This is a genomic window from Streptococcus sp. ELY_125 (assembly GCF_058314535.1).
Map to the genome: position 1 here is coordinate 1 of NZ_JBZFUM010000014.1, position 21490 is coordinate 21490.

Here is a 21490-nt window from a genome sequence, read left to right on the forward strand (position 1 = left end):
GTTATAATCTGGCTTTTCTTTGTGAAACATGGCCTTACCTCACAAACTGTTTTCTTTTAGTATACTCCTAAACAGAGCAAAAAGCTCTTAGAAATGTAATTCCAAGAGCTTTGTCTTCAGTCTGAGACGCTCCGATGGAGCGTTTTTTTCACGAGCTTAAAAATAAGGAAAGCGAGTCAGCTCCAGTGGAGCGTTTTTTCACGAGCTTGAAAACATGAAAACAAGAAAGCAAGAAAGCAAATTCTGTTGCTCAAGATAAAAAGAGAAGAGTACCAATATCCCTCCTCTTCTCCTCTTCTTCACTAACGATTCAAATCAACTTATTTTGCATCCAAAGCAGCCATTGTAATATAGTTATAAGGCTTATTAAAATGCGGAAGGAAGAAAATATCAGTCAAAGCTAGTTGATCCACTGTGACTCCCTCTTGAATTGCCAGAGAAAACATATGAATTCCCATAGAAATATTTTCCTTAGAAGCTATCTGGGCTCCCAATACGCGGCGATTATCCTTATCATAAATAATTTTAAGGGTCACTGGATTATTGTCATCTTCGATGAACTCAGGCTTTTGTAAATCAGTGACTTCAGTTGCAGCTGCATTAAAGCCAAGTTTCTCAGCCTTTTCCAAAGTCAGACCGGTTGATACCATATTGAAACCATAGATAGAAATGCCATTGGAACCTTGAACACCAATGCCTTCCAATTCATGCCCAGCAGCATTATGAGCTGCAACAATGCCAGTCCGCAAAGCGTTCGATGCCAGAGCGATATAGTTTGTGTCCCCCGTTGCATTATCATAAATTGTCGCACAGTCACCAATAGCATAAACATCTTTCACGCTTGTTTCTTGCTTCTTATTAACAATCCAGGCACCGTTGCGGAAGGTCTCTAATTTGCCCTGACCAAGTGAAGTATTAGGGCGGAATCCCACAGCTAGAATAACCATATCTACATCAAACTCTGCTTTATCCGTAATAATCTTTTCAACCCTATCTTGCCCGGTAATTTCCTTAACGGTCTGACCGAAAGCCAATTTTATACCGTGCTCCTCTAAATTTTGCGCCATCTTATCTGTCAAGTCTTTATCATAATAACCTGCCATACAAGTATCGGCTACATCAATAAGCACGACTTCTTTGCCTTTACGCTGAAAGGCTTCCGCTAATTCTACGCCAATATAGCCTGCTCCGACAACTGCTACACGATTAATATCCTTGTCCTTCAGTTTTTCAATAACATCTTGGGCGTTCTGATAGAGTTTAACAAATTGGAGATTTTTCAAAGTTGCTTCAAACTCTTTGGAACCTTCTTTGATAGCCGCTCCCTTGATCGGTGGCAAAATAGGCTGAGAACCTGTTGCTAAAATCAATTTATCATAAGATTCAACATGGTTATTACCATTGACTAAGGCTGTCACTTCCTTTTTGTCGTAATCGATATGAATCACCGGTGAATTCATGTAGACCTTGGCACCCAGGCCTTCTAACTCTTCCTTATCGGAATAGAAAAGACCGTCTCCATTAGAGATTTGATTACCAATCCACAGAGCCATGCCACAACCCAAAAAGGATATATTTGAATTTTGGTCGAAGGTTACTACCTCATGCTCACTACCATAATTATTTAAAATCGTCTTGATAGCGGCCGTACCAGCATGGTTAGTCCCGACAACAACAATTTTTGACATAAGTTTTCCAACTTTCTATTAATTTACTTTTTGAGTTTACCATGATATGAAAACGATTACAAGAATTATGCTCATAGTTTCCAGAAATCTCAAAGAAAATTTTAATGGTATTGCTGAAAAATTGAGGTATACTTTTTCTACCTATTACTTATTTGCTTTGCAAGATACATAAAAGCCAGTCTCAAAAGACTGGCTCTATTACCAATATCCAGAAAATAAGCAATGAGGGTTTAGATTTAGTAGATTACCATTCAAATATAAAAGTTGGAAAAACCATTAAGATAAAAGCTACTCACTTCTTCTGCGCTAAGTCTCATAGTCTGCCCATAAGCCTTATCAGCAGAAACAACTCATTTTCTTAATTCCCAAATTTCCTTGGCATATTGGCTAATCGTATCGTCAGAAGTAAAGCGGTGTGACTTTGCGATATTAGTCAAGCTGATACGAGCCCAATTTTCTTTAGCGCGATAAAGACGATCAATTTTTGCCTGAGCGTCAACGTAAGCATGAAAATCCTCTAACAGAAAATATTCATCATTGTGCTGGATTAGAGCTTCATAGATTTCCACTCCCTCACTTTGAATATTCGGAATGGTTCCATTAACGAAGCTGTCAACGACCCTATGGATGATGGGGTCATTTTCATAAAGATCCCGTGAATGATAGTCATTAGACTGATAATGAGCATAGACAGCATCTTTATCCATACCAAAGATGACAATATTATCATCTCCCACTTCATCTTTAATCTCAATATTAGCGCCATCAAGTGTAGCTAGGGTAACAGCTCCTGTCATCATAAATTTCATATTAGAAGTTCCCGAGGCCTCCTTAGAAGCTAATGAAATTTGTTCCGAAACATCTGCGGCTGGAATAATAAGCTCGGCCAGACTAACATTATAATTTTCCAAGAAGAAAACCTTTAACTTTCCTTGCAGACTTTCATCATAGTTGATCAGTCGGGCCAACTCATTGATAATTTTGATAACCGATTTGGCAAAATGGTAACCGGGTGCCGCTTTGGCGCCAAAGATGAAAACACGCGGTACCATGTCTTTATCAGGATTGTCCTTCAAATCCCAGTAAAGCTTAATAATATGAAGAACGTTCAAGAGCTGACGTTTATAAGCATGGAGGCGCTTGACCTGAACATCAAAGATCGCATCCGTTGAAACCTCAATTCCTGTTGTTTCTTTAATATAGGAAGCTAAACGTTCCTTAGAATCCTTTTTAACCCGATAAAAAGTATCTAACACTTCTTGATCATCTAGGTAGGTCGCTAATCCTTCCAATTCATGGATATCCTTGCGCCAGCCAGTACCAATAACTTGATCAATTGCACCAGCTAACTCGGGAGCAGCAATCTGCGTCCAACGGCGAGGAACAATGCCGTTAGTTTTATTATTAAATTTTTCCGGATACAATTTATAAAAACTGCGCAGAGTGTCTTCTTTCAATAATTCTGTATGAAGTTTGGCAACACCATTAACAGAATGTCCACCAATAATAGCGAGATTTGCCATATGAATCTGGTCATCTCTAACTATACGGGTATTATTAACGACACTAGCATCGTACCCGGCTTTACCAAGGTTGGCGACAAAGCGGTTATCAATCTCAAGAATAATCTGATATACACGCGGAAGAACCTTCTTGAAGAGCTCTGCATCCCATTTTTCCAAGGCTTCTGATAAAATCGTATGGTTAGTATAACTCATAGTTTTAACAGTCGCCTGCCAAGCAATATCCCAAGACAGTCCATAATCGTCAACCAAAAGGCGCATAAACTCAGCTGGTGCTACTGCCGGATGCGTATCATTGATATGGACTGAAACCTTTTCATGTATAGCTTCCAGTGGATTTCCTTGTTTAAGATAATGCTTGATAATAGTTTGCAGGCCGGCACTGGTCATGAAATATTCCTGAATCAAACGCAACTGTTTGCCTTCTAAAGTTGAATCATCTGGATAGAGGATAGCTGTAATATCGTTGACAGCACGTCTAGAAGCCAAAGTCGGATAATTCACTTCTTGATCTTCTGGAATCTCGACATCCCAAAGGCGCAAATTATTGACGATATCATTTTGAAAACCAATCTGCGGAACATCATACGGCACAGCACGCAGAACCTGACTATTATGATAAGTAGGAACAAGGTGGCCGTCCTCATTTTGCTCCAAGAAAACATCACCAAATAGGCGAACATCTACGGCATCATGATCCTTCCGAACTTCCCAAACATTTCCCAGTGTACCGAACCAATCATCAGGCAATTCCATCTGATGACCATCAATAATCTTTTGTTTGAAAAGACCATAGCGATAACGCAAACCATTACCAAATCCAGGATAGCCCGTGGTAGCTAGTGAATCCATAAAAGCAGCCGCTAGCCGACCTAAACCGCCATTTCCCAGAGCCATATCGTGCTCGGCATTCTTGATATGGTCAAAATCAATACCTAATTCCGCAAACCCCTCTTTAACGATATCCAAAATTCCAAGATTTAAAAGATTCGTCTCCAACATACGGCCGGGTAAAAATTCAATAGAAAAATAATAAGCAATTTTTTCCTTATCAGCGGTGAGTTTACGATTTCGCTCCAGCCACAAAGGCGTATAATACTTGCGAATAACCTTTGCCAAGGTCGCAAATAATTCTTTGGCTGTTGCATCAGGAACTTTGATCAGTTGTTCTTCATGCAGGGTATCTTTAAAATCACGGATAAATTGCTCTTTAGTAAGTGTCATGCTTCTTCTACCTTCTTATCTAAGTGCATACTACCAACAAATAATTAATTGACCATATTTTGGTATAAATGGTCATAGGCTTGGCTGGCGGTATCCCACGAAAAGTCTTGCGACATAGCTTGGTGTTGCAAAAGTTTCCAGTCATCTGGACGATTATGATAAACGTCCAAAGCATATTTTAATGTATTGGTCATAAGATAACCTGAAAAGCCATGGAAAGAAAAACCAGTTCCTGATTGATCACGCTCATCATAAGGAATAACTGTATCTTTAAGCCCACCTACTTCATGAACAAGTGGCAGAGTACCGTAACGCATCGCCATCATCTGCGACAGACCGCACGGTTCAAAGGCTGACGGCATTAGGAATATATCGCTAGCGCCATAAATTTGTTGCGCTAACCCAAGATCAAAGGTGATATTGGCAGATAGCTTATCTGGGTATTGACTGGCAAACCAAGCAAAAGCATTCTCATAATCCGAATATCCCGTTCCTAAAACAACGACCTGCAAATCAAACTGTAAAATATGCTGCAATTCACTGACAACTAAGGAGAAGCCCTTTTGATCGGTCAAGCGCGAAACAATACCAATTAGGGGTGTATCTGCCTCAACCGGCAGTCCTAAATCTTCTTGTAACTTCGCCTTATTAACAGCTTTTCCAGATAGGTTGTCAATTGAAAACGGTGCCTTTAGATAGCTATCCGTTTCCGGATTGAAAAGATCAGTATCAATACCATTGACTATTCCAGACAGCTTACCAGATTCCATCCGCATAATCTGATCCAGTCCCTTACCAAATTCAGGAGTCATAATCTCTTGGGCGTAGGATGGAGAAACTGTAGTCACACGATCCGCATAAAGCACCGCCGCCTTCATCCAGTTTAAACTGTCATTCCACCTAAGTGTTCCATCGGCATAACGTTCACCGCCGACACCGAATAAATCCCCCAACATGCTGGCATCAAATTGGCCTTGGAACTCAATATTATGAATCGTGAAAACCGTCTTAATAGAGCGATAAGCCTCAATCCAATGATACTTTTCCTTAAGTAAGAAAGGAATCATAGCGGTATGGTAGTCATTAACATGTAGAACGTCTGGAATAAAATCAATCTTTTCCATCAACTCAAGGGCTGCTAGCTGGAAGAAAGCAAAGCGTTCACCATCATCCCAATCGCCATAAATATGACCGCGGAAAAAGTAGGATTGATTATCTAAAAAATAAAATGTTACCCCATCTTTTACTAAACTCTTGACACCAACATACTGATGACGCCAGCCAACATTAGTGAAATAGTACATGACATTTTCTACTTCTTGACCAAACTTAGCATCAATAACATCGTAGTAGGGGAGGACGACAGCTACTTGATGTCCCTTTTTAAAAAGAGACTTGGGCAATGCGCCAATGACATCACCCAAACCACCGGCTTTTGCAAAAGGTGCCCCTTCTGCTGCTACAAACATGATTTTCATTGAATAATATCTCCAGTAATTTCTTGACCCTTACCAATCACCAAGGGATTCTCAACTGTTCCTCGCAGGGTCACACCAGCAGGGATACTGATCCCCTTGTCCACAATAACATGATCGATAACCGCACCAGCACCAACAGAGACTTTGGGGAAAATAACAGAATCACTGACCTGCGCTCCCTCTTCAACACGGCAAGAACGCGAGACAATTGAGTGATGTACAGTCCCTTTAATAATTGAACCAGAGGCAAACTGTGAACGCTTAACATCTGAGCCTGATGCAAAGTAAGAAGATTCCTCATTTTTCACCTTAGTATAAACCTTTTGGTTACCATAAAAGAGTGCATAAAATTTCTGCGAATCCAGCATATCCATATTAGCATCATAATAGGACTTAACCGAACAGATATTAGAGAGGTAACCCGTATGCTCGAAGGCTAAAGCGCCAGACTCTACCAAAAGATCACGTAACAAGTAGCGTATCTTTCGTGGATTTTCCTTTTTAGATTCTTCTTCAAGTCGTTCAATTAACCAAGGCGTATTGACGATGAAAATATCCGCTGACATCGGTACTGGTTCTTGCGTCGTTTTAGGATCTAGTTTACCGACAACATGGTCTGTCTCATCAATACTCAAAACTTCATTAGCCTCAGATATATGTTCTCTTGGAACTTTCTTATAGACAACCGTCATACTTTGACTATTGACATTATGCAAGTGGATAACCTGCTGTAAATTGATATTACAGAGAATATCACTAGACATATAAACGGTCTGATCTGTATTAGCTCGTTTAAGATAAGTCAAAATTTGGCTGTAATAATCGGAATCTGTGATATGGGTCTGATCATCATTCTCGTAAAAGCCTAGGAAATAATGGCTTAACAGCGTATTGAGCCCCCATTCTCGCCCTGAGCGAATGTGATCAAAAACCGAACGAATATTTTGACCGCGGAAAATTCCGTATACGCTGCGAATACCAGCATTAGCTAAACTAGACAGCTGAAAGTCCAACAAACGATATTTCCCATCAAAGGGAAGACTCGCCAAAGGACGCTTTTCTGTTAATTTCCCCATATCATGGTAGCCAACTGCGTTACCTAGAATAGCAGAATACTTATCAATCTTCATTTGAAACCCCCACTACTTCATTATAGCCTACAACTTGCACTTCGTCTGTACCATCAATTTCAACACCTTCACCGACCACAGCGCCTTCGCCAACAATAGCTCGATAGATCTTAGCTCCCTTTTTGATGGTCGCACCACTCATGATAAAGCTGTCCTTGATTTCCACGCCCTCTTCTACTTTAACACTGGTTGATAAAATAGAGTGTTCAACTTTACCAGATACAAAACAGCCATCCACAATTAGCGAATCAGAAACCTGCGCCTCATCTGTAATAAAGTTAGGTGGCGCAATCACATTTTTAGAATAAATTTTCCAATTGCGATCGCGGCTATGAAGAGCATTGTCCTCACCAATATATTCCATATTAGCTTCCCAGAGGGATTCAATCGTCCCAACATCTTTCCAATAGCCTGCAAAATTATAGGTATAGACAGGTTCCCCTTGCTCGAGATAAGCTGGGATAACATTCTTACCAAAGTCAGACATATCAATATTATTTTTCTCAGCTTCCAAAAGCATAGCTCTGAGCTTTTGCCAATCAAAGATATAGATTCCCATGGAAGCCTTAGTAGATTTAGGATTCTCTGGTTTTTCTTCAAATTCTACAATGCGATCGTTAGAATCTGTATTCATGATACCAAAACGACTGGCTTCTTTGAGTGGAACATCAATAACCGCTACTGTCAGACTAGCCATATTATCTTTATGTGTCTGAAGCATGTCATCATAGTCCATCTTGTAGATATGATCCCCTGATAAAATCAGGACATATTCAGGATTCATACTATCAATATAATCAATATTTTGATAAATAGCATGGCTAGTTCCTTGGAACCAGCGGTTACCTTCTGTGGCCGAGTAAGGTTGCAAAATCGTAGCACCACTGTCAATACCATCTAATCCCCAAGCAGAGCCATTTCCAATATGACTGTTTAAAGCCAAGGGTTGGTACTGAGTGATAACCCCAACGTTATTAATACCAGAGTTAGCGCAGTTGGATAAGGCAAAGTCAATAATACGGTAACGCCCTCCAAACTGCACAGCAGGTTTCGCAATACTTTGGGTTAATTTCCCCAAACGCGTTCCTTGACCTCCAGCCAAAATCAACGCTAGCATTTCATTTTTCATCTATTCTATCTCCTTCCATAAGATACAAATTCATTTTAAATAACTTAGCGAGAAATAAGGATCATAGCGAAGATGCTCAAGCAGCAAATTGAAATATTCCAGAAATACCATATCTGTAGGAGCTAAAGCACCAACACAGTCATGTCTCTTATTTCTTAGAGTCGTAAATAATTCAGTTATTATGATACAATCTTTTAGACACTTCAAGGGAAAAGGAAGAAAAGTAACAATCCTAAGTAAAAAATTGAGTATTTCCTCCCCTACTCTTATCACTCCTTGATTCTTAGTTGAAAAGACAAACTTCAACAGCCCAATAAACTTTAGAAAATCAAGGATATTCTTAGCCATTAAAATGTAAAGACCACCGCAGACAAAGCCGTATTACTGCGCTTCATTTCAGTTTCTCTATTTCAGACCAGCGCCTTTCTGGAAACGGTCACCACCAAAGGTAAATCAAGCAACTCCCCTTAGACGTTTCCCATTGCTATTTTTTCAAACGACGCTTAACTTTCCAGATACTGGCTCCCATAGCTGGCATGGTAAAGGTCAAAGTCTGCTGATAGTCCTTCCATAAGCCTGCTTGAGTTTTAGAGTCTGGATTAGATTCCTTCCATACACCCCCAAATTCTTCAAGCTCGGTGTTTAAAACTTCCTCGTAGAGTCCTGCAACTGGCACACCAATTGTGAATTCTTTGCGTTCAATTGGAGCCATGTTAAAGACACAAACCAGAAGGTTCCCCTTTTTATCGCGTCTGACAAAAGATAAAACAGACTCAGCAGCGTTATCCGCATCAATAATCTCAATGCCGTCGTAGGAATCATCAATCTGCCACAGAGGTTTGTTCTCCTTATAAAATTGATTGAGGTGAGCAGTATAATGTTGCATCTGAGTGTTAAGCTTATCCTCTAGATTAGCCCATTCCAGTTGATAATCATACTTCCACTCCAAAAATTGGCCAAACTCAGATCCCATAAAGAGTAATTTCTTACCGGGGTGGCACATCTGATAAGCGTACAAACAACGCAGACCAGCAAACTGATTGTAGCGATCCCCCCACATCTTATGCATGAGACTCTTCTTCCCATGGACAACCTCGTCGTGCGAGAAAGGTAAAATAAAGCTTTCCGAAAAAGCATACATAAAGCTAAAAGTCAGGAGATTGAAATCGTACTGGCGATAAATAGGATCCTCTTCAAAAAATTTAAGTGTATCATTCATCCAGCCCATATTCCACTTATAGTCAAAAGACAATCCCCCAGACTCAATCGGTGCCGTGATTGGTGTTCCTGCCGTGGATTCTTCAGCTATCATCATGACATCTGGATGATGATAATGAATCACGCCATTAAGCTTTTGTAGGAAATTGAAACCTTCCAAATTACGGTTTCCCCCAAAGACATTAGGAGTCCATGGCCCATCATCATAATCACGGTAAAGCATGTTGCTGACAGCATCAACCCGTAAACCATCAATATGATATTGCTCAATCCAATACAGAGCACTGGATACCATGAAGGACTGGACCTGATTTTTACCGAGATCAAAGTTCAATGCACCCCAGCGCCTATTGTGGGCACGGTCGCTATCTGCATATTCAAAGGTAGGTGTCCCATCATAGTAAGCTAAGGCATCATCATTCTGGGTGAAATGCCCAGGAACCCAGTCAACAATGACTCCAATGTTATTTAAGTGACAAGTTTCGACAAACTCTTGGAATTCCTCAGGCTCACCATAAGTATGCTCAAAGGCAAAATATCCCATCAGCTGGTAACCCCACGACATCCCTAGAGGGTGAGCCATAAGGGGCATAAACTCTACATGTGTATAATGCATCTCAACCAGATAAGGAATTAGCTCTTTCGTTAAATCTTTAAATGTCAAGAGCTTACCGTCAGAGCCCAGTTTCCAAGAACTGGAATGAACTTCATAAATATTAACTGGACGCTCCTTAAAGCCAAATCGCTTCCGGCGTCCCATCCAAAGGCCATCTTTCCATTTCCTATTTTCAAAAGTTTTGACAACCGCTCCTGTTCCGGGCCTCTCTTCTAAATAGAGAGCACAAGGATCAATTTTTTCAACGACTTGACCACCGCGGCGTGTCACCAAGTACTTATAAATTTGACCTTCCTGAGCAAGGTCAGTCCTAACCTCCCAGACTCCCGCGTGATTCAATGTCATATCCAGAGGATGGTCAAACCAACCTGTAAAATCGCCAATCACCTGAACGTGCTCAGCATGTGGAGCCCAAACCCGAAAACTATACTGCTCACCTTCCTTATGAACACCTAAATAATCTTGGACATGAAAATTTTCACCAGTCCCGAAGGTATAAAGTTCTAATTCTTTATCCATCTAACCACCACCTTTTCTTAATCTGATCAGAGAACCCTTTTTCTAGAAAAACAAAAAGCAACCCCTTAGGCGAGGCTGCTTAAATTGTCAATGACCCAGTCAAACATTAGAAATGTTAACGCTTTATTTATCACTATCATAATAACATATTATAAAGTGTTTGTCAGGTTATTTTTAAGCTTTTTTCACGGTTATTAAAAATTAAATTGGTTTTGTCCAAACTTATATGAACAATACCCGAATTATAATCGTTTCTTTTTATACGAATATTCGCCTTTATATCATCAAAAGTAAGCATTGAAAATTCACGTCCGTCTTTTTTCATAGCTATCAGTTTCTTAATAGCTTGCAACAAACTCTGATGTTGGGTGACTAAATTCCAATCAATAGCATTGACCGCATCTCCTGCGTTGTAACTATTGCTGGCTCTTTGTAAATCTTCAGATATCATCTCACCAGCTGCACCTGTCGGATGAAGCTTACTGCGCATGAACTCCTGACCTAACTGCATAAAACTGATTCCCTGCATGAGTAAGTTAAGAGCATTAGCTAAATAAACCCGTTCTTTACGATCATCTAGACTGTCATTAGGGTGAAAAATGGTCAAGAGGTCGTTAAGATTGTAGTTATCATGAACTTCCACGTAGTTCAGAACCTGCCTGGGACTGCTGTAAGGCGCAAAAGACTGACTGCCTATCAGCGCTTGAGAAACTTCCCATTCCATTGGAGCTCCAGAGACAAAACCAGCTTTAAGCTCACCGTAGACCTCTGAACCCTTGACAGCATCACGCGCATTATCATTGAAAAAGGCGATACGAGGCATCTGGTCAGCATTGATTTTGGCTGCTCTTTGTTTAGGCGCCAAGCCTTCTCCCATATCCCATCCTTCACCGTAAAGCAGGATACGTGAATCAATTCCATCCAAAAGATCTCGAACCATATTCATCGTAGTGACATCGTGCAGTCCCATTAAATCAAACCGAAATCCATCGATATTGTATTCTTCAGCCCAGTATCGGACAGAGTCTAGCATATACTTGCGAAACATCTCTTTTTCGCTAGCGGTTTCATTACCGCAGCCAGACCCATCTTGAAAAGAACCATCGGAGCGCATACGGTAATAATAGTAGGGACAAGAGAGTTGAAAGGGAGAATTATAAGATGAGTAGGTGTGATTATAGACAACATCCATGATAACACCAATACCAGCATCATGATAAGCTTGAATCATTTGTTTAAACTCCAGAATCGGAGCTCTAGGATTCTCTTGATTTGCTGCAAATTGGCGATCGGGAACATTGTAGTTCTCAGGATCGTACCCCCAGTTATAATTCAGCTGCCCATCAAGATCATAACTCTTATGGTGATCAAAAACTGGCTGCAACTGGACATAGGAATACCCCATAGCCTTAATATGATCAAAAGCCGTTGTTAAACCGGAAGGGTTTCGGCTACCAGATTGACAAGCCCCCAAGAAAGTTCCTCTAAACTCATCGGCAATACCTGATGACTCATCAATAGTAAAATCGCGCAGGTGTAGCTCACTAATAACAGCGGAACAAACGTTTTCCGTCCGCCACGTCGCTTCCTTACCGTGTTTGGTCGTAAAACCTTGAGGTTGTAAATCCTCCTTCGCAACAATTAAAGAGCGCCTATTATCAAGACTCAAAGCGATGCTATAAGGGTCCCTAGTATCTTGATAAAAGTCTTTTTCATGATAAATACGATACTGGTAAGACCAATTCTTAAGATTCCCATCTACACTGATAGACCATACTCCTCTGGTATTGAGTTCATGATGGTCCGTGTTGATCTTATGTCCCCGCTCCATAGGAAGGATACGGACAGCTCCGCCATCTTCTGGATAGAGGAGAAGGTAGATATGGTCAGCCAAGGGAGACCACAGTTTAAATGTCGTTTGATCCTCTTGGTAACGAAAACCCAACCAGCCTTGGTAAGCCCACTGATAATCAAAATCATTAGCTCTGATTCCCATATCAAAAGCGCGGTTGTCCTGACCAGTATAGAAGGGGCTGGTTAAGGCAACTTGCTTCGAATAGTACACCTGCGGATCCCCTTCAACTAACCAAATACTGTTAGGCGCATCTCCAGAAAAGCGACGAACATCATAATCACAAGTCTGAAAAGACCAATCTGCTGTTTTGACAAGCAGATGGACTGGATTGGCAAAGCGCTCAAAAGGATAACTGATCCTACCGATTAAGCCAAAATCATCTTGCCCATCGAAATACGCATCCTCTCCCCAGTAGCCGTCCAGCCATTTCCACATACTATAATCACTATAATCTTTCCGACGACTGTGAAAATGTACAGTTAATTGATTCGCCAACATATTTCAACACTCCCAATTTTTTATAAATACCTGTTCTATATTATCTCACTCACTGCTATTTTATCACAGTTAATTCTTAATAGATAGAAGAAAGGCTGGAAACCTACAGTATCCAGCCTTATAAATAGATTTATTTGGTTTTAATATAGTTGATACCGTCTGCCTTAGGTGCTACTGCTCTACCAAAGAAAACAGCTAAAACAAGAATAGTCATAACATAAGGAGCAATTTCTAAATAAACTGACGGGATGTGCGCCAACCCCGGAATCTTGTGGCCAATAATAGCTAAAGATTGAGATAAACCAAAGAAGAGACTAGAAAGCATAGCGCCAATAGGATTCCAACGGCCAAAGATCATCGCTGCCAGAGCAATAAAGCCAGGGCCTGCAATTGTCGTTACAGAAAAACTATTAGAAATAGCCTGAGAATAGACCGCACCACCGATACCACCTAAGAAACCGGATAACATGACACCAGCATAGCGCATCAGATAAACATTAACGCCTAATGTATCAGCTGCCTGCGGGTGTTCGCCAACAGATCGCAAACGCAGCCCAAATCGAGTTTTAAAAATAAGAATATAAGATATAAAAGCTACCAAAATAGCTACATAACCAATTAAAGACGTATTTCTAAAGAAGATGGGGCCAATCACAGGAATATCCTGTAAGAGCGGAAAGGAGAAACGCCCAAAAGATTGACTGATAGTATCCGTTTCACCCTTGCTATATAAAACACGACATAAGAAAACGGCCAAAGCAGGGGCTATGAGGTTGAGCACCGTACCAGAGACAACATGGTCTGCTCGGAAGTTAACTGTTGCCACAGCATGAATGAGTGAGTAAACAATGCCCACTAAACCAGCGATCAGACAGGCAACCCAAGGTGTCGCTTTTCCAAGGCTGTCAGCATAGGCTAGGTTAAAGACAACCCCTGAAAAAGCACCGATAACCATAATGCCTTCAAGTCCAACATTGACAATTCCACTGCGCTCTGAAAAGGTTCCCCCAATACTTGTAAAAATCAGAGGCGTTGAATATCTAAGTGTTGACGACACTAAGAGGACGATTACTGCTAAAAATCCCATTTTACTGACCTCCTTCTTTTACTTTTTTACGGGGCTTAACATAATGTCGAATAATATAGTTACTACCGACAAAAAAGATGATCAGAGCCGAAACAACGTCAATAACTTCAGAAGGCACGCCAACCATCCCTGTCTTACCAACAGACAAAGCACCAAACAGAAGCGCTGCGAAAGGAATGCCGACGGGGCTGTTAGAGGCTAATAGAGCTACTGCCATCCCATCCCAGCCAATTTGCAATGAGCTGGTCTGAACATAAACATTTTCATAAGTTCCAAGACCATCTACGGTACCACCAAGACCGGCTAAAGCACCTGAAATAATCATTGACCAAACAATAACCTGCTTAGACGACATGCCAGCATATTCAGCTGCATTTGGGTTGAGACCGACAGCTGTAATCTCATAACCAGTCCGTGTTTTCTTTAGGAGGAACCAGATGAGCGCAACTGCAATTAAAGCAAAAATAAAGCCAAGATTAAAACGCGAATGATTTGTCAGAGCAGATAAGAAACCGGTCTGATAAGAAGCCGAATCGGATACCTTAATGCTAGCAGTTGTTGTACGCATCAGATCGTTTGAGAAGACATTTAAAATCAGAGCCTTTGTAACATACAATACAATATAGTTCATCATAATTGTTACGATGACTTCACTGGTACCTAGGTAGGCACGTAAAATCCCAGGAACAGCACCGATAATACCTCCAGCAATTAAACCAATAATAATCGTACAAACGATAGAAATAGGTTTGGGTAAATCTGGAAAAGAAAGGGCAAACCAACCGGCCATAACCCAACCAGCTAGCGCCTGTCCAGGCAGACCAACATTAAAAAATCCTGCTTTAGAAGACACAGCAAAGCCCAAACCAATCAGAATCAGCGGTCCCATAGCCCGTAAGATTTCACCAATATTTTTGATGGAGCCAAAAGCTGAATAAAATAGATCATTATAAGCCCAATAGGGATTGTAGCCAAAAATTAACATGAGAACAGCACCAGCCAGCAGTCCTAATAGAACAGCAATCAGTGGTACAGCCCAGCTCTGCGTTTTCTTAGACATGTACGCCCTCCTTCGTAAATTCTCCACCTGCCATCAAAACACCCAATTCCTGTTTATCCGTCTTTTCAGGGGCTAATATTCCTTGAATTTTACCGTCGTGGATAACAGCAATACGGTCAGATAAATCAAGAATTTCATCCAACTCAAAGCTGACTACCAAGACAGCCTTTCCTTTATCACGTTCAGCTACCAGCCGCTGCCGGATATACTCGATAGCACCGACATCTAAGCCGCGTGTTGGCTGACTGACAATCAAAAGGTCCGGATCCCGGTCAACTTCACGCGCAATAACGGCCTTCTGCTGGTTACCGCCTGACAGAGATCCTGCAGGTACTTGCTCATTTGCTGCCCTAACGTCAAACTCGTCCATCAAGCGCTTAGCATTTTTATTGATAAAGTTGTAGTCTAAAATACCGTGGTGGCTAAACGGTTCCTTATAATAGGTCTGCAGAGCCATGTTTTCAGCCAAGGTCATCTCCAAAACCATGCCATCACGGTGCCGATCTTCAGGAATATGACCGACACTCATCTCCGTAATATGTCGAGGCGACAGCTGGGTAATCTCTTGGTCTTTAATTTTAATTGATCCCGATTTGACCTTCCGTAGGCCAGTAATAGCCTGAATAAGCTCAGTTTGCCCATTGCCATCAATACCAGCAATTCCTACAATTTCACCACCGCGAACATTCAGCGATAGTCCTTTAACAGCAGGAACCCCACGATTTTCATCAACAACTAAGTTTTCGATAGCTAAAACAGTATTTTGAGGATTAGAAGCAACCTTGTCAGTCTTAAAGGAAACAGCGCGGCCTACCATCATTTCAGCTAGCTGCTGACTGCTGGCTCCAGCTACAGGAACAGTCTCTATCGATTGACCTCGACGAATAACGGTTACTCGGTCAGCCACTGCCCTAATTTCATCAAGTTTATGAGTAATCAGAATAATAGATTTACCTTCTTTGACAAGATTGCGCATAATGTCTAACAACTCCGCAATTTCCGCTGGTGTCAAAACAGCTGTTGGTTCATCAAAAATCAGTATGTCTGCCCCACGATAGAGGGTTTTTAAAATTTCTACCCGCTGTTGTGCACCGACCGAAATATCGGCAACCTTGGCTTCTGGATCAACTGCCAAACCATATTTCTCAGACAGCGCTTTAATGTCTGCTGTCGCTTTCTTTAAATCAAGAAAAGGCCCCTTGGTAACTTCACTGCCGAGAATGATATTTTCAGCCACTGTAAAGGCCTCTACCAGCATAAAATGCTGGTGAACCATCCCGATTCCTAAACTAGCAGACTTAGAAGGAGAGTCCAATTTGACCGTTTTCCCTTTTAGAAGGATCTCTCCTTCTGTTGGTTCCAATAAGCCTGACAGCATATTCATTAGGGTCGACTTTCCGGCTCCATTCTCACCAAGTAAGGCGTGGATTTCACCAGTTTTGACATCTAAATTGATATGATCGTTAGCAACAAAGTCACCAAACTTTTTAGTGATATTGCGCATTTCAATGACAGTTTCCTGTGCCATAGTGTTTCCTTTCAAATAACAGATTTAGGACAGTGAAGAGAGAGGGGTAAGACTTCTTGGCCAAGCTAACAAGTCTTGCTTCCAGCCACGGTGCCAAGAGTCCATTCTAAAACAGGAATAGTAGACGAGTTTTTGCTAGCCCCTTCTCCTTTATTAAGATATGAAGACTTTCAATCGGCAAAACAAAAATAGAGAATTTGACGAAAAATTACTAAAAGTTCTAGAAAAACGTATCTTTGCTTGCACAGTTTGTGATCCAAATTCCTGAGAATAGACTGCCCGAATCCCAGCAAGGTAATATTAAAAACTTCTGCAGATCGAACAGTTTAAAAGAGAAGTTTGTCCACGACAATCAACACAACATCTCAATGAAGGATTCAGATTGTCTACTCAGCTGCTGCATAGCCATAAAACAGCAAACCTAGTTAAGTTTTGAAATCTCTTATCTCAGTCTCTTAAAAAGCGACCGTTAAGGTCGCCCTCTAGAAATTATTATACCATTTAGGCTGGTTTATTTCACACCATCATCAACTTTTGTTTTGCCATCAATAATATCTTTCTTGGCTTGATCGACTGCCTTCTTGATATCATCTGGTAAATTCTTGGTCACAATATCAACACCCTTATCTTTCAGACCGTAGGTTGTTGTTTTAGCTTCAAACTTCTTACCATCTAATTGATCATTGGAAATATCTTTAACAACTGTTCCCACTTCCTTGATTGTTGAAGTTAGAATGAAGTTTGACTTTTTACCATCACTAGCTGTATAGTTTCCTTCTTCGGATTGGTCACGGTCAACACCGATAGCCCAAACCTTTTCATCGCTGTTAGAATCCAAGCCTTCGTTAATTTCCTTGGCTTGTGAAAAGACTCCCTTACCAGAACCACCAGCAGCATGGTAAATCACATCAACACCGCCAGAGTACATAGAAGCGGCAATCGTTTGTCCTTTAGCTGAATCATTGTAGTTACCAACATATTGGGTTTCAACTTCAATATTCTTATCAACAGAAGCAACACCTGCTTTGAAACCTGTTTCAAAGCGTGTAATGGTATCTGACTCAACACCACCAACAAATCCGACTTTTCCTGTCTTAGACTGCATAGCTGCCGCGATACCTGCTAAATAAGCTCCTTCATTGTCTGCAAAGAGGACACTGGCTACGTTATCCTGATCTTTAATAACGTCATCAATGATAACATAATTAGTATCAGAGTTAGATTCAGCCGCTTCACTAACAGCATCGTGCAAGTTATAGCCGATACCAAAGATAAGGTTATAGCCCTTACTTACAGCCGAATCCAGATTTGTCGCATACTGTGATTCATCATCTGATTGGAAATACGTATAATCTGTATCCTTCTTCAGCTTGTTTTCCTTAGCCCAAGCTTGCAAACCTTCCCAAGCAGATTGGTTAAAGGACTTGTCATCGACACCACCTGTATCGGTTACGATAGCAGCCTTAACAGAACTATCTGAGCCCGACTGGGACGAACGACTACAAGCTGCAAGTGTAAATACAGCTACAGCAGCCAAACCGAGACCAATAATTTTTTTGTTCATCTTCATAAATGAACTCCTCCTCTAAAAAGTCGCAACTAGGTTGCAAGTATATCTTAAACCCTTAGGGTCTAATCCAAAATAAGCTGGACTTAATCGAAGTCCCGAAATGAGTATGGCAATAACTCACCGACTGTCATCTCGACTGTCGCACCATCCTTAGCAACCAAGGTTACCTGGCAGTCTAAATCAAAAAATTCTACCATAACCTGCCGGCAGGCACCGCAGGGCGAGATTGGCTCCTTAGTATAACCGTAAACGGCAATCTTTGCAAAATCCGAGTATCCTTCTGATATCGCTTTAAAAATGGCAGTACGCTCAGCACAATTAGTTAAACCAAAACTGGCATTTTCAATATTGCATCCTTGAAAGATCTGTCCCGATTTTGTTAAAAGGGCTGCTCCTACTGGAAAATGCGAATAAGGCGTATAGGAATACTGACTGGCCTCCTTAGCCAACTGGACTAAATCAATAGTCATGATCAGCTACTTCTCCATTAACAATAGCTACACCTGCTGAGGCTCCAATCCGAGTTGCACCTGCATCAATAAAAGCCTGAGCATCCTCATAAGAACGAGCACCGCCGGAAGCTTTGACGCCCACGGTAGGTCCAACGGTTTGACGCATCAATGCTACATCAGGAACCGTAGCCCCCCCTGTCGAGAAGCCTGTTGAGGTTTTGACATAATCAGCACCGGCTGAAACAGCTAATTGACAGGCTTTAACCTTTTGCGCATCTGTCAATAAGCAAGTCTCAATGATAACCTTGACTAACTTGTCCCCACTCGCTTCAACGACAGCACGAATATCCGCTTCAACAGCAGCAGTATTCCCTGATTTTAGCTCACCAATATTAATAACCATATCCACTTCATCTGCGCCATTAGCAATAGCATCCTTAGTTTCAAAAACTTTGACCGCAGAAGTATTAGCGCCTAGAGGAAAACCAATAACGGTACAAACCTTGACGTCGGAGTCTTTTAAAGCTGCCGCTGCATGAGTAACCCAGGTAGGATTGACACAGACACTGGCAAAATCGTACTCCTTAGCCTCTGCCAAAATAGCATCAATTTGTTCTCTAGTAGCCTCAGGTTTCAATAAGGTATGATCAATATATTTATTAATAGACACAGCACTCTCCTAATCAATAATGGTTAATATCTCTTGTGTGGCAGTCTTTTCGTCACTTATTGTAACATTTTTTACAAATTCTGTAATCTTTTTTTGAGGAATTTTTCGATTGGAGTAAATTTTTGCTAACAAGTCACCAGAAAAAACCGCATCTCCAACTTTTTTCTCGAACATAATACCAGCATCATAGTCTAATTGATCGGTTTTTACGGAGCGTCCAGCTCCCAGTTCCATAGCGAAATGCCCAAAGTACAGCGCTGGTAAAGCACTAATATAACCAGCCTTATCCGCTCTTACCTCATAGATGTACTCTGTTTTAACAGGACGATAAATATCAGAAACCTCTCCCCCTTGAGCGGCTACTAAATCTTCAAATTTCTGCAGAGCCGAACCATTGGTCAAGTGGTTTTTAATTTCTACTAAATCAATGTCTGTTCCTCCTAGTTTTAACATCAGCTGCGCCAACTGACAAATAAAGTTTGTAATGTCAGTCCGCCCCTGACCCTGCATGATAGCAACTGCCTCTAGCACCTCCAAACGATTGCCAATGGCCTGCCCTAAAGGCTGACTCATATCTGTTACTGCTGCTACAGTTTGGCGTCCAACTTCTCTGCCAAGCTTAACCATGGTCTCAGAAAGCGCTTGAGCATCATCTAAATTCTTCATAAAAGCGCCATTACCGACCGTAACATCTAGCAAAATAGCATCAGCCCCTGCTGCAATTTTTTTGGACATAACTGAGCTAGCAATAAGGGGCATAATATCAACCGTTGCAGTAACATCACGCAGTGCATAAAGCAGCTTATCTGCCTTTACCATATTCTCTGATTGGCCAATGACAGCAAGGCCCTTGTCTTGTACCTGTCTAATAAAATCAGCCTGCGTTACCTCAATCTGATAACCTTTAATGGATTCCAATTTATCCAAGGTACCACCCGTATGGCCCAAACCACGGCCACTCATCTTAGCCACAGGAATACCAAAACTCGCTACTAAAGGAGCTAAAATCAAGGTCACCTTGTCACCGACACCTCCGGTCGAATGTTTATCCACCTTGATACCAGCAATAGCTGATAAGTCTAGCTGATCTCCCGACTCAACCATTGCCATTGTTAAGTCGCGAGTCTCCCGCATAGTCATGCCCTTAAAATAAGTCGCCATGGCAAAAGCTGACATCTGATAATCAGGCACATCACCTGCTACATAACCATTGATAAGCCATCTGATCTCCTGAGTGGTTAATTCGTAACCATCTCGTTTTTTCTGAATTAAATCAACTGCTCTCATCTTTTTTACTCCTTAAGATATAGTACCCTTTATCTTTTTTTAGGATAGCGACATTGCCAAAAACATCCAACATTTTAGCCTTTGCACTTGGTGCTCCCTGTTTTTTCTGGATGACAATCGTTAGACTGCCTCCCTCATTAATATGGTCATAAGCTCCTTCAAGGATGGCATGGACCACCTGTTTACCTGCCCTGATAGGAGGATTGCTGATAATATAATCAAAGCTTCCTTCAACCTGCTTGTAGGTCGATGATGCAAAAATAGTCGCTGAAATACCATTGCGTTCAGCATTACGACGTGCTAAGTCAAGGGCACGATGATTAACATCCACCATAGTCATTCTAACCCCCTGCGCCTTAGCTAGGGCAATTCCCAGAGGACCGTAACCGCAGCCAACATCTAACACTGTTTTGCCAGCCTCGAAATTCAGCTGATTTAAGAGCAGTTGGCTACCATAGTCAACCATCTTTTTAGCAAATACCCCTGCATCGGTGTAAAAATGCAAATCCTCCCCTAACAGTTGAACCCTTAAATCATGAATGTCATGATCAGCATCGGGATTAGCAGCATAATACATCTTTGCCATAATGGCTCATTTTCCTTTCAATATTTTTTACAGTAGACAGACTTTTTTAAGGCCACACCCCCCTTATCAGAAGCTGGGGCCACCTGATGGGACTAATCATCGCGGCTGTTTGTCCCACCCCCATAAATTTTCAATCTCTTCATATAAACTAGCCATAATATGTAATACAGTGGTGGCTTGCCCCGGTCAATGGTCCAGGCATCTAGAGAGACTGACGAGATGTCTTTTTCAAAAATCAGAAACAAAAATGGGTCCAACGCCAAGTTTCAAATGGAAGTTCGTCAGCGATTAAAAATTCTCTAGAAGACTGCTTTTTAATGTCTAACGTTTTTTCACTCTTGTCTTCTTTTTGTTTTTTTTCTGCCTGCACAG

The 21490-nt window shown here is 41.3% G+C and carries 16 protein-coding genes; all 16 read right to left on the minus strand.

Annotated elements, in window-relative coordinates; genetic code table 11:
- Window positions 1-320: 320 nt before the first annotated feature.
- Window positions 321-1688: a H2O-forming NADH oxidase gene (nox, locus tag AC4HAL_RS06675; protein ID WP_491093535.1), complete on the minus strand. Its 1368-nt coding sequence runs from the start codon at window positions 1686-1688 to the stop codon at window positions 321-323.
- A gap of 350 nt (window positions 1689-2038) precedes the next feature.
- Window positions 2039-4435, minus strand: coding sequence for a glycogen/starch/alpha-glucan phosphorylase (locus tag AC4HAL_RS06680; protein ID WP_491093536.1), 2397 nt, complete (start codon window positions 4433-4435; stop codon window positions 2039-2041).
- 44 nt (window positions 4436-4479) lie between these two features.
- Window positions 4480-5913 carry a glycogen synthase GlgA gene (gene glgA / locus AC4HAL_RS06685; protein WP_491093537.1) on the minus strand — a complete coding sequence of 478 codons (1434 nt, stop codon included), beginning with the start codon at window positions 5911-5913 and terminating at the stop codon, window positions 4480-4482.
- Window positions 5910-7043: a glucose-1-phosphate adenylyltransferase subunit GlgD gene (gene glgD / locus AC4HAL_RS06690; protein ID WP_447452256.1), complete on the minus strand. Its 1134-nt coding sequence runs from the start codon at window positions 7041-7043 to the stop codon at window positions 5910-5912. The genes glgA and glgD overlap by 4 nt, the downstream gene beginning before the upstream one ends.
- Window positions 7033-8172, minus strand: coding sequence for a glucose-1-phosphate adenylyltransferase (locus tag AC4HAL_RS06695; RefSeq protein ID WP_447452255.1), 1140 nt, complete (start codon window positions 8170-8172; stop codon window positions 7033-7035). The genes glgD and AC4HAL_RS06695 overlap by 11 nt, the downstream gene beginning before the upstream one ends.
- 484 nt (window positions 8173-8656) lie before the next feature.
- Entirely contained in the window at window positions 8657-10525 is a 1869-nt protein-coding gene (glgB, locus tag AC4HAL_RS06700) for a 1,4-alpha-glucan branching protein GlgB (RefSeq protein ID WP_491093538.1), read from the minus strand.
- Between the two features lie 163 nt (window positions 10526-10688).
- The gene (gene pulA, locus AC4HAL_RS06705) at window positions 10689-12878 is read right to left on the minus strand and encodes a type I pullulanase (protein WP_491093539.1); all 2190 of its coding nucleotides are present in this window, start codon (window positions 12876-12878) and stop codon (window positions 10689-10691) included.
- Between the two features lie 130 nt (window positions 12879-13008).
- The gene (locus AC4HAL_RS06710) at window positions 13009-13965 is read right to left on the minus strand and encodes an ABC transporter permease (protein ID WP_491093540.1); all 957 of its coding nucleotides are present in this window, start codon (window positions 13963-13965) and stop codon (window positions 13009-13011) included.
- Between the two features lies 1 nt (window position 13966).
- Window positions 13967-15025, minus strand: a complete 1059-nt coding sequence (locus tag AC4HAL_RS06715) for an ABC transporter permease (protein WP_491093541.1) — start codon at window positions 15023-15025, stop codon at window positions 13967-13969.
- Complete coding sequence (locus AC4HAL_RS06720; protein ID WP_491093542.1) at window positions 15018-16553, minus strand: ABC transporter ATP-binding protein; 1536 nt, start codon at window positions 16551-16553, stop codon at window positions 15018-15020. Before AC4HAL_RS06720 ends, AC4HAL_RS06715 begins: the two co-directional genes overlap by 8 nt.
- A 511-nt stretch (window positions 16554-17064) precedes the next feature.
- Window positions 17065-18117, minus strand: coding sequence for a BMP family lipoprotein (locus AC4HAL_RS06725; protein WP_447452343.1), 1053 nt, complete (start codon window positions 18115-18117; stop codon window positions 17065-17067).
- 89 nt (window positions 18118-18206) lie between these two features.
- On the minus strand, window positions 18207-18593 hold the full coding sequence (locus AC4HAL_RS06730) for a cytidine deaminase (RefSeq protein ID WP_447452249.1): 387 nt from the start codon (window positions 18591-18593) through the stop codon (window positions 18207-18209).
- Window positions 18583-19245 carry a deoxyribose-phosphate aldolase gene (gene deoC, locus AC4HAL_RS06735; RefSeq protein ID WP_491093543.1) on the minus strand — a complete coding sequence of 221 codons (663 nt, stop codon included), beginning with the start codon at window positions 19243-19245 and terminating at the stop codon, window positions 18583-18585. The genes AC4HAL_RS06730 and deoC overlap by 11 nt, the downstream gene beginning before the upstream one ends.
- A gap of 9 nt (window positions 19246-19254) precedes the next feature.
- Window positions 19255-20532 carry a pyrimidine-nucleoside phosphorylase gene (locus AC4HAL_RS06740; RefSeq protein ID WP_491093544.1) on the minus strand — a complete coding sequence of 426 codons (1278 nt, stop codon included), beginning with the start codon at window positions 20530-20532 and terminating at the stop codon, window positions 19255-19257.
- A complete protein-coding gene (locus tag AC4HAL_RS06745) occupies window positions 20519-21118 on the minus strand; it encodes a class I SAM-dependent methyltransferase (RefSeq protein WP_491093545.1) in 600 nt (199 codons plus the stop codon). The genes AC4HAL_RS06740 and AC4HAL_RS06745 overlap by 14 nt, the downstream gene beginning before the upstream one ends.
- 235 nt (window positions 21119-21353) lie before the next feature.
- Window positions 21354-21488, minus strand: coding sequence for a hypothetical protein (locus AC4HAL_RS06750; protein ID WP_491093546.1), 135 nt, complete (start codon window positions 21486-21488; stop codon window positions 21354-21356).
- Window positions 21489-21490: the final 2 nt, after the last annotated feature.

What these genes read in the sequence shown, in the direction of transcription:
- nox (WP_491093535.1), bottom strand. Translation starts at nt 1,688, where the DNA reads ATGTCAAAAATTGTTGTTGTCGGGACTAACCATGCTGGTACGGCCGCT.
- AC4HAL_RS06680 (WP_491093536.1), bottom strand. Translation starts at nt 4,435, where the DNA reads ATGACACTTACTAAAGAGCAATTTATCCGTGATTTTAAAGATACCCTG.
- glgA (WP_491093537.1), bottom strand. Translation starts at nt 5,913, where the DNA reads ATGAAAATCATGTTTGTAGCAGCAGAAGGGGCACCTTTTGCAAAAGCC.
- glgD (WP_447452256.1), bottom strand. Translation starts at nt 7,043, where the DNA reads ATGAAGATTGATAAGTATTCTGCTATTCTAGGTAACGCAGTTGGCTAC.
- AC4HAL_RS06695 (WP_447452255.1), bottom strand. Translation starts at nt 8,172, where the DNA reads ATGAAAAATGAAATGCTAGCGTTGATTTTGGCTGGAGGTCAAGGAACG.
- glgB (WP_491093538.1), bottom strand. Translation starts at nt 10,525, where the DNA reads ATGGATAAAGAATTAGAACTTTATACCTTCGGGACTGGTGAAAATTTT.
- pulA (WP_491093539.1), bottom strand. Translation starts at nt 12,878, where the DNA reads ATGTTGGCGAATCAATTAACTGTACATTTTCACAGTCGTCGGAAAGAT.
- AC4HAL_RS06710 (WP_491093540.1), bottom strand. Translation starts at nt 13,965, where the DNA reads ATGGGATTTTTAGCAGTAATCGTCCTCTTAGTGTCGTCAACACTTAGA.
- AC4HAL_RS06715 (WP_491093541.1), bottom strand. Translation starts at nt 15,025, where the DNA reads ATGTCTAAGAAAACGCAGAGCTGGGCTGTACCACTGATTGCTGTTCTA.
- AC4HAL_RS06720 (WP_491093542.1), bottom strand. Translation starts at nt 16,553, where the DNA reads ATGGCACAGGAAACTGTCATTGAAATGCGCAATATCACTAAAAAGTTT.
- AC4HAL_RS06725 (WP_447452343.1), bottom strand. Translation starts at nt 18,117, where the DNA reads ATGAACAAAAAAATTATTGGTCTCGGTTTGGCTGCTGTAGCTGTATTT.
- AC4HAL_RS06730 (WP_447452249.1), bottom strand. Translation starts at nt 18,593, where the DNA reads ATGACTATTGATTTAGTCCAGTTGGCTAAGGAGGCCAGTCAGTATTCC.
- AC4HAL_RS06740 (WP_491093544.1), bottom strand. Translation starts at nt 20,532, where the DNA reads ATGAGAGCAGTTGATTTAATTCAGAAAAAACGAGATGGTTACGAATTA.
- AC4HAL_RS06745 (WP_491093545.1), bottom strand. Translation starts at nt 21,118, where the DNA reads ATGGCAAAGATGTATTATGCTGCTAATCCCGATGCTGATCATGACATT.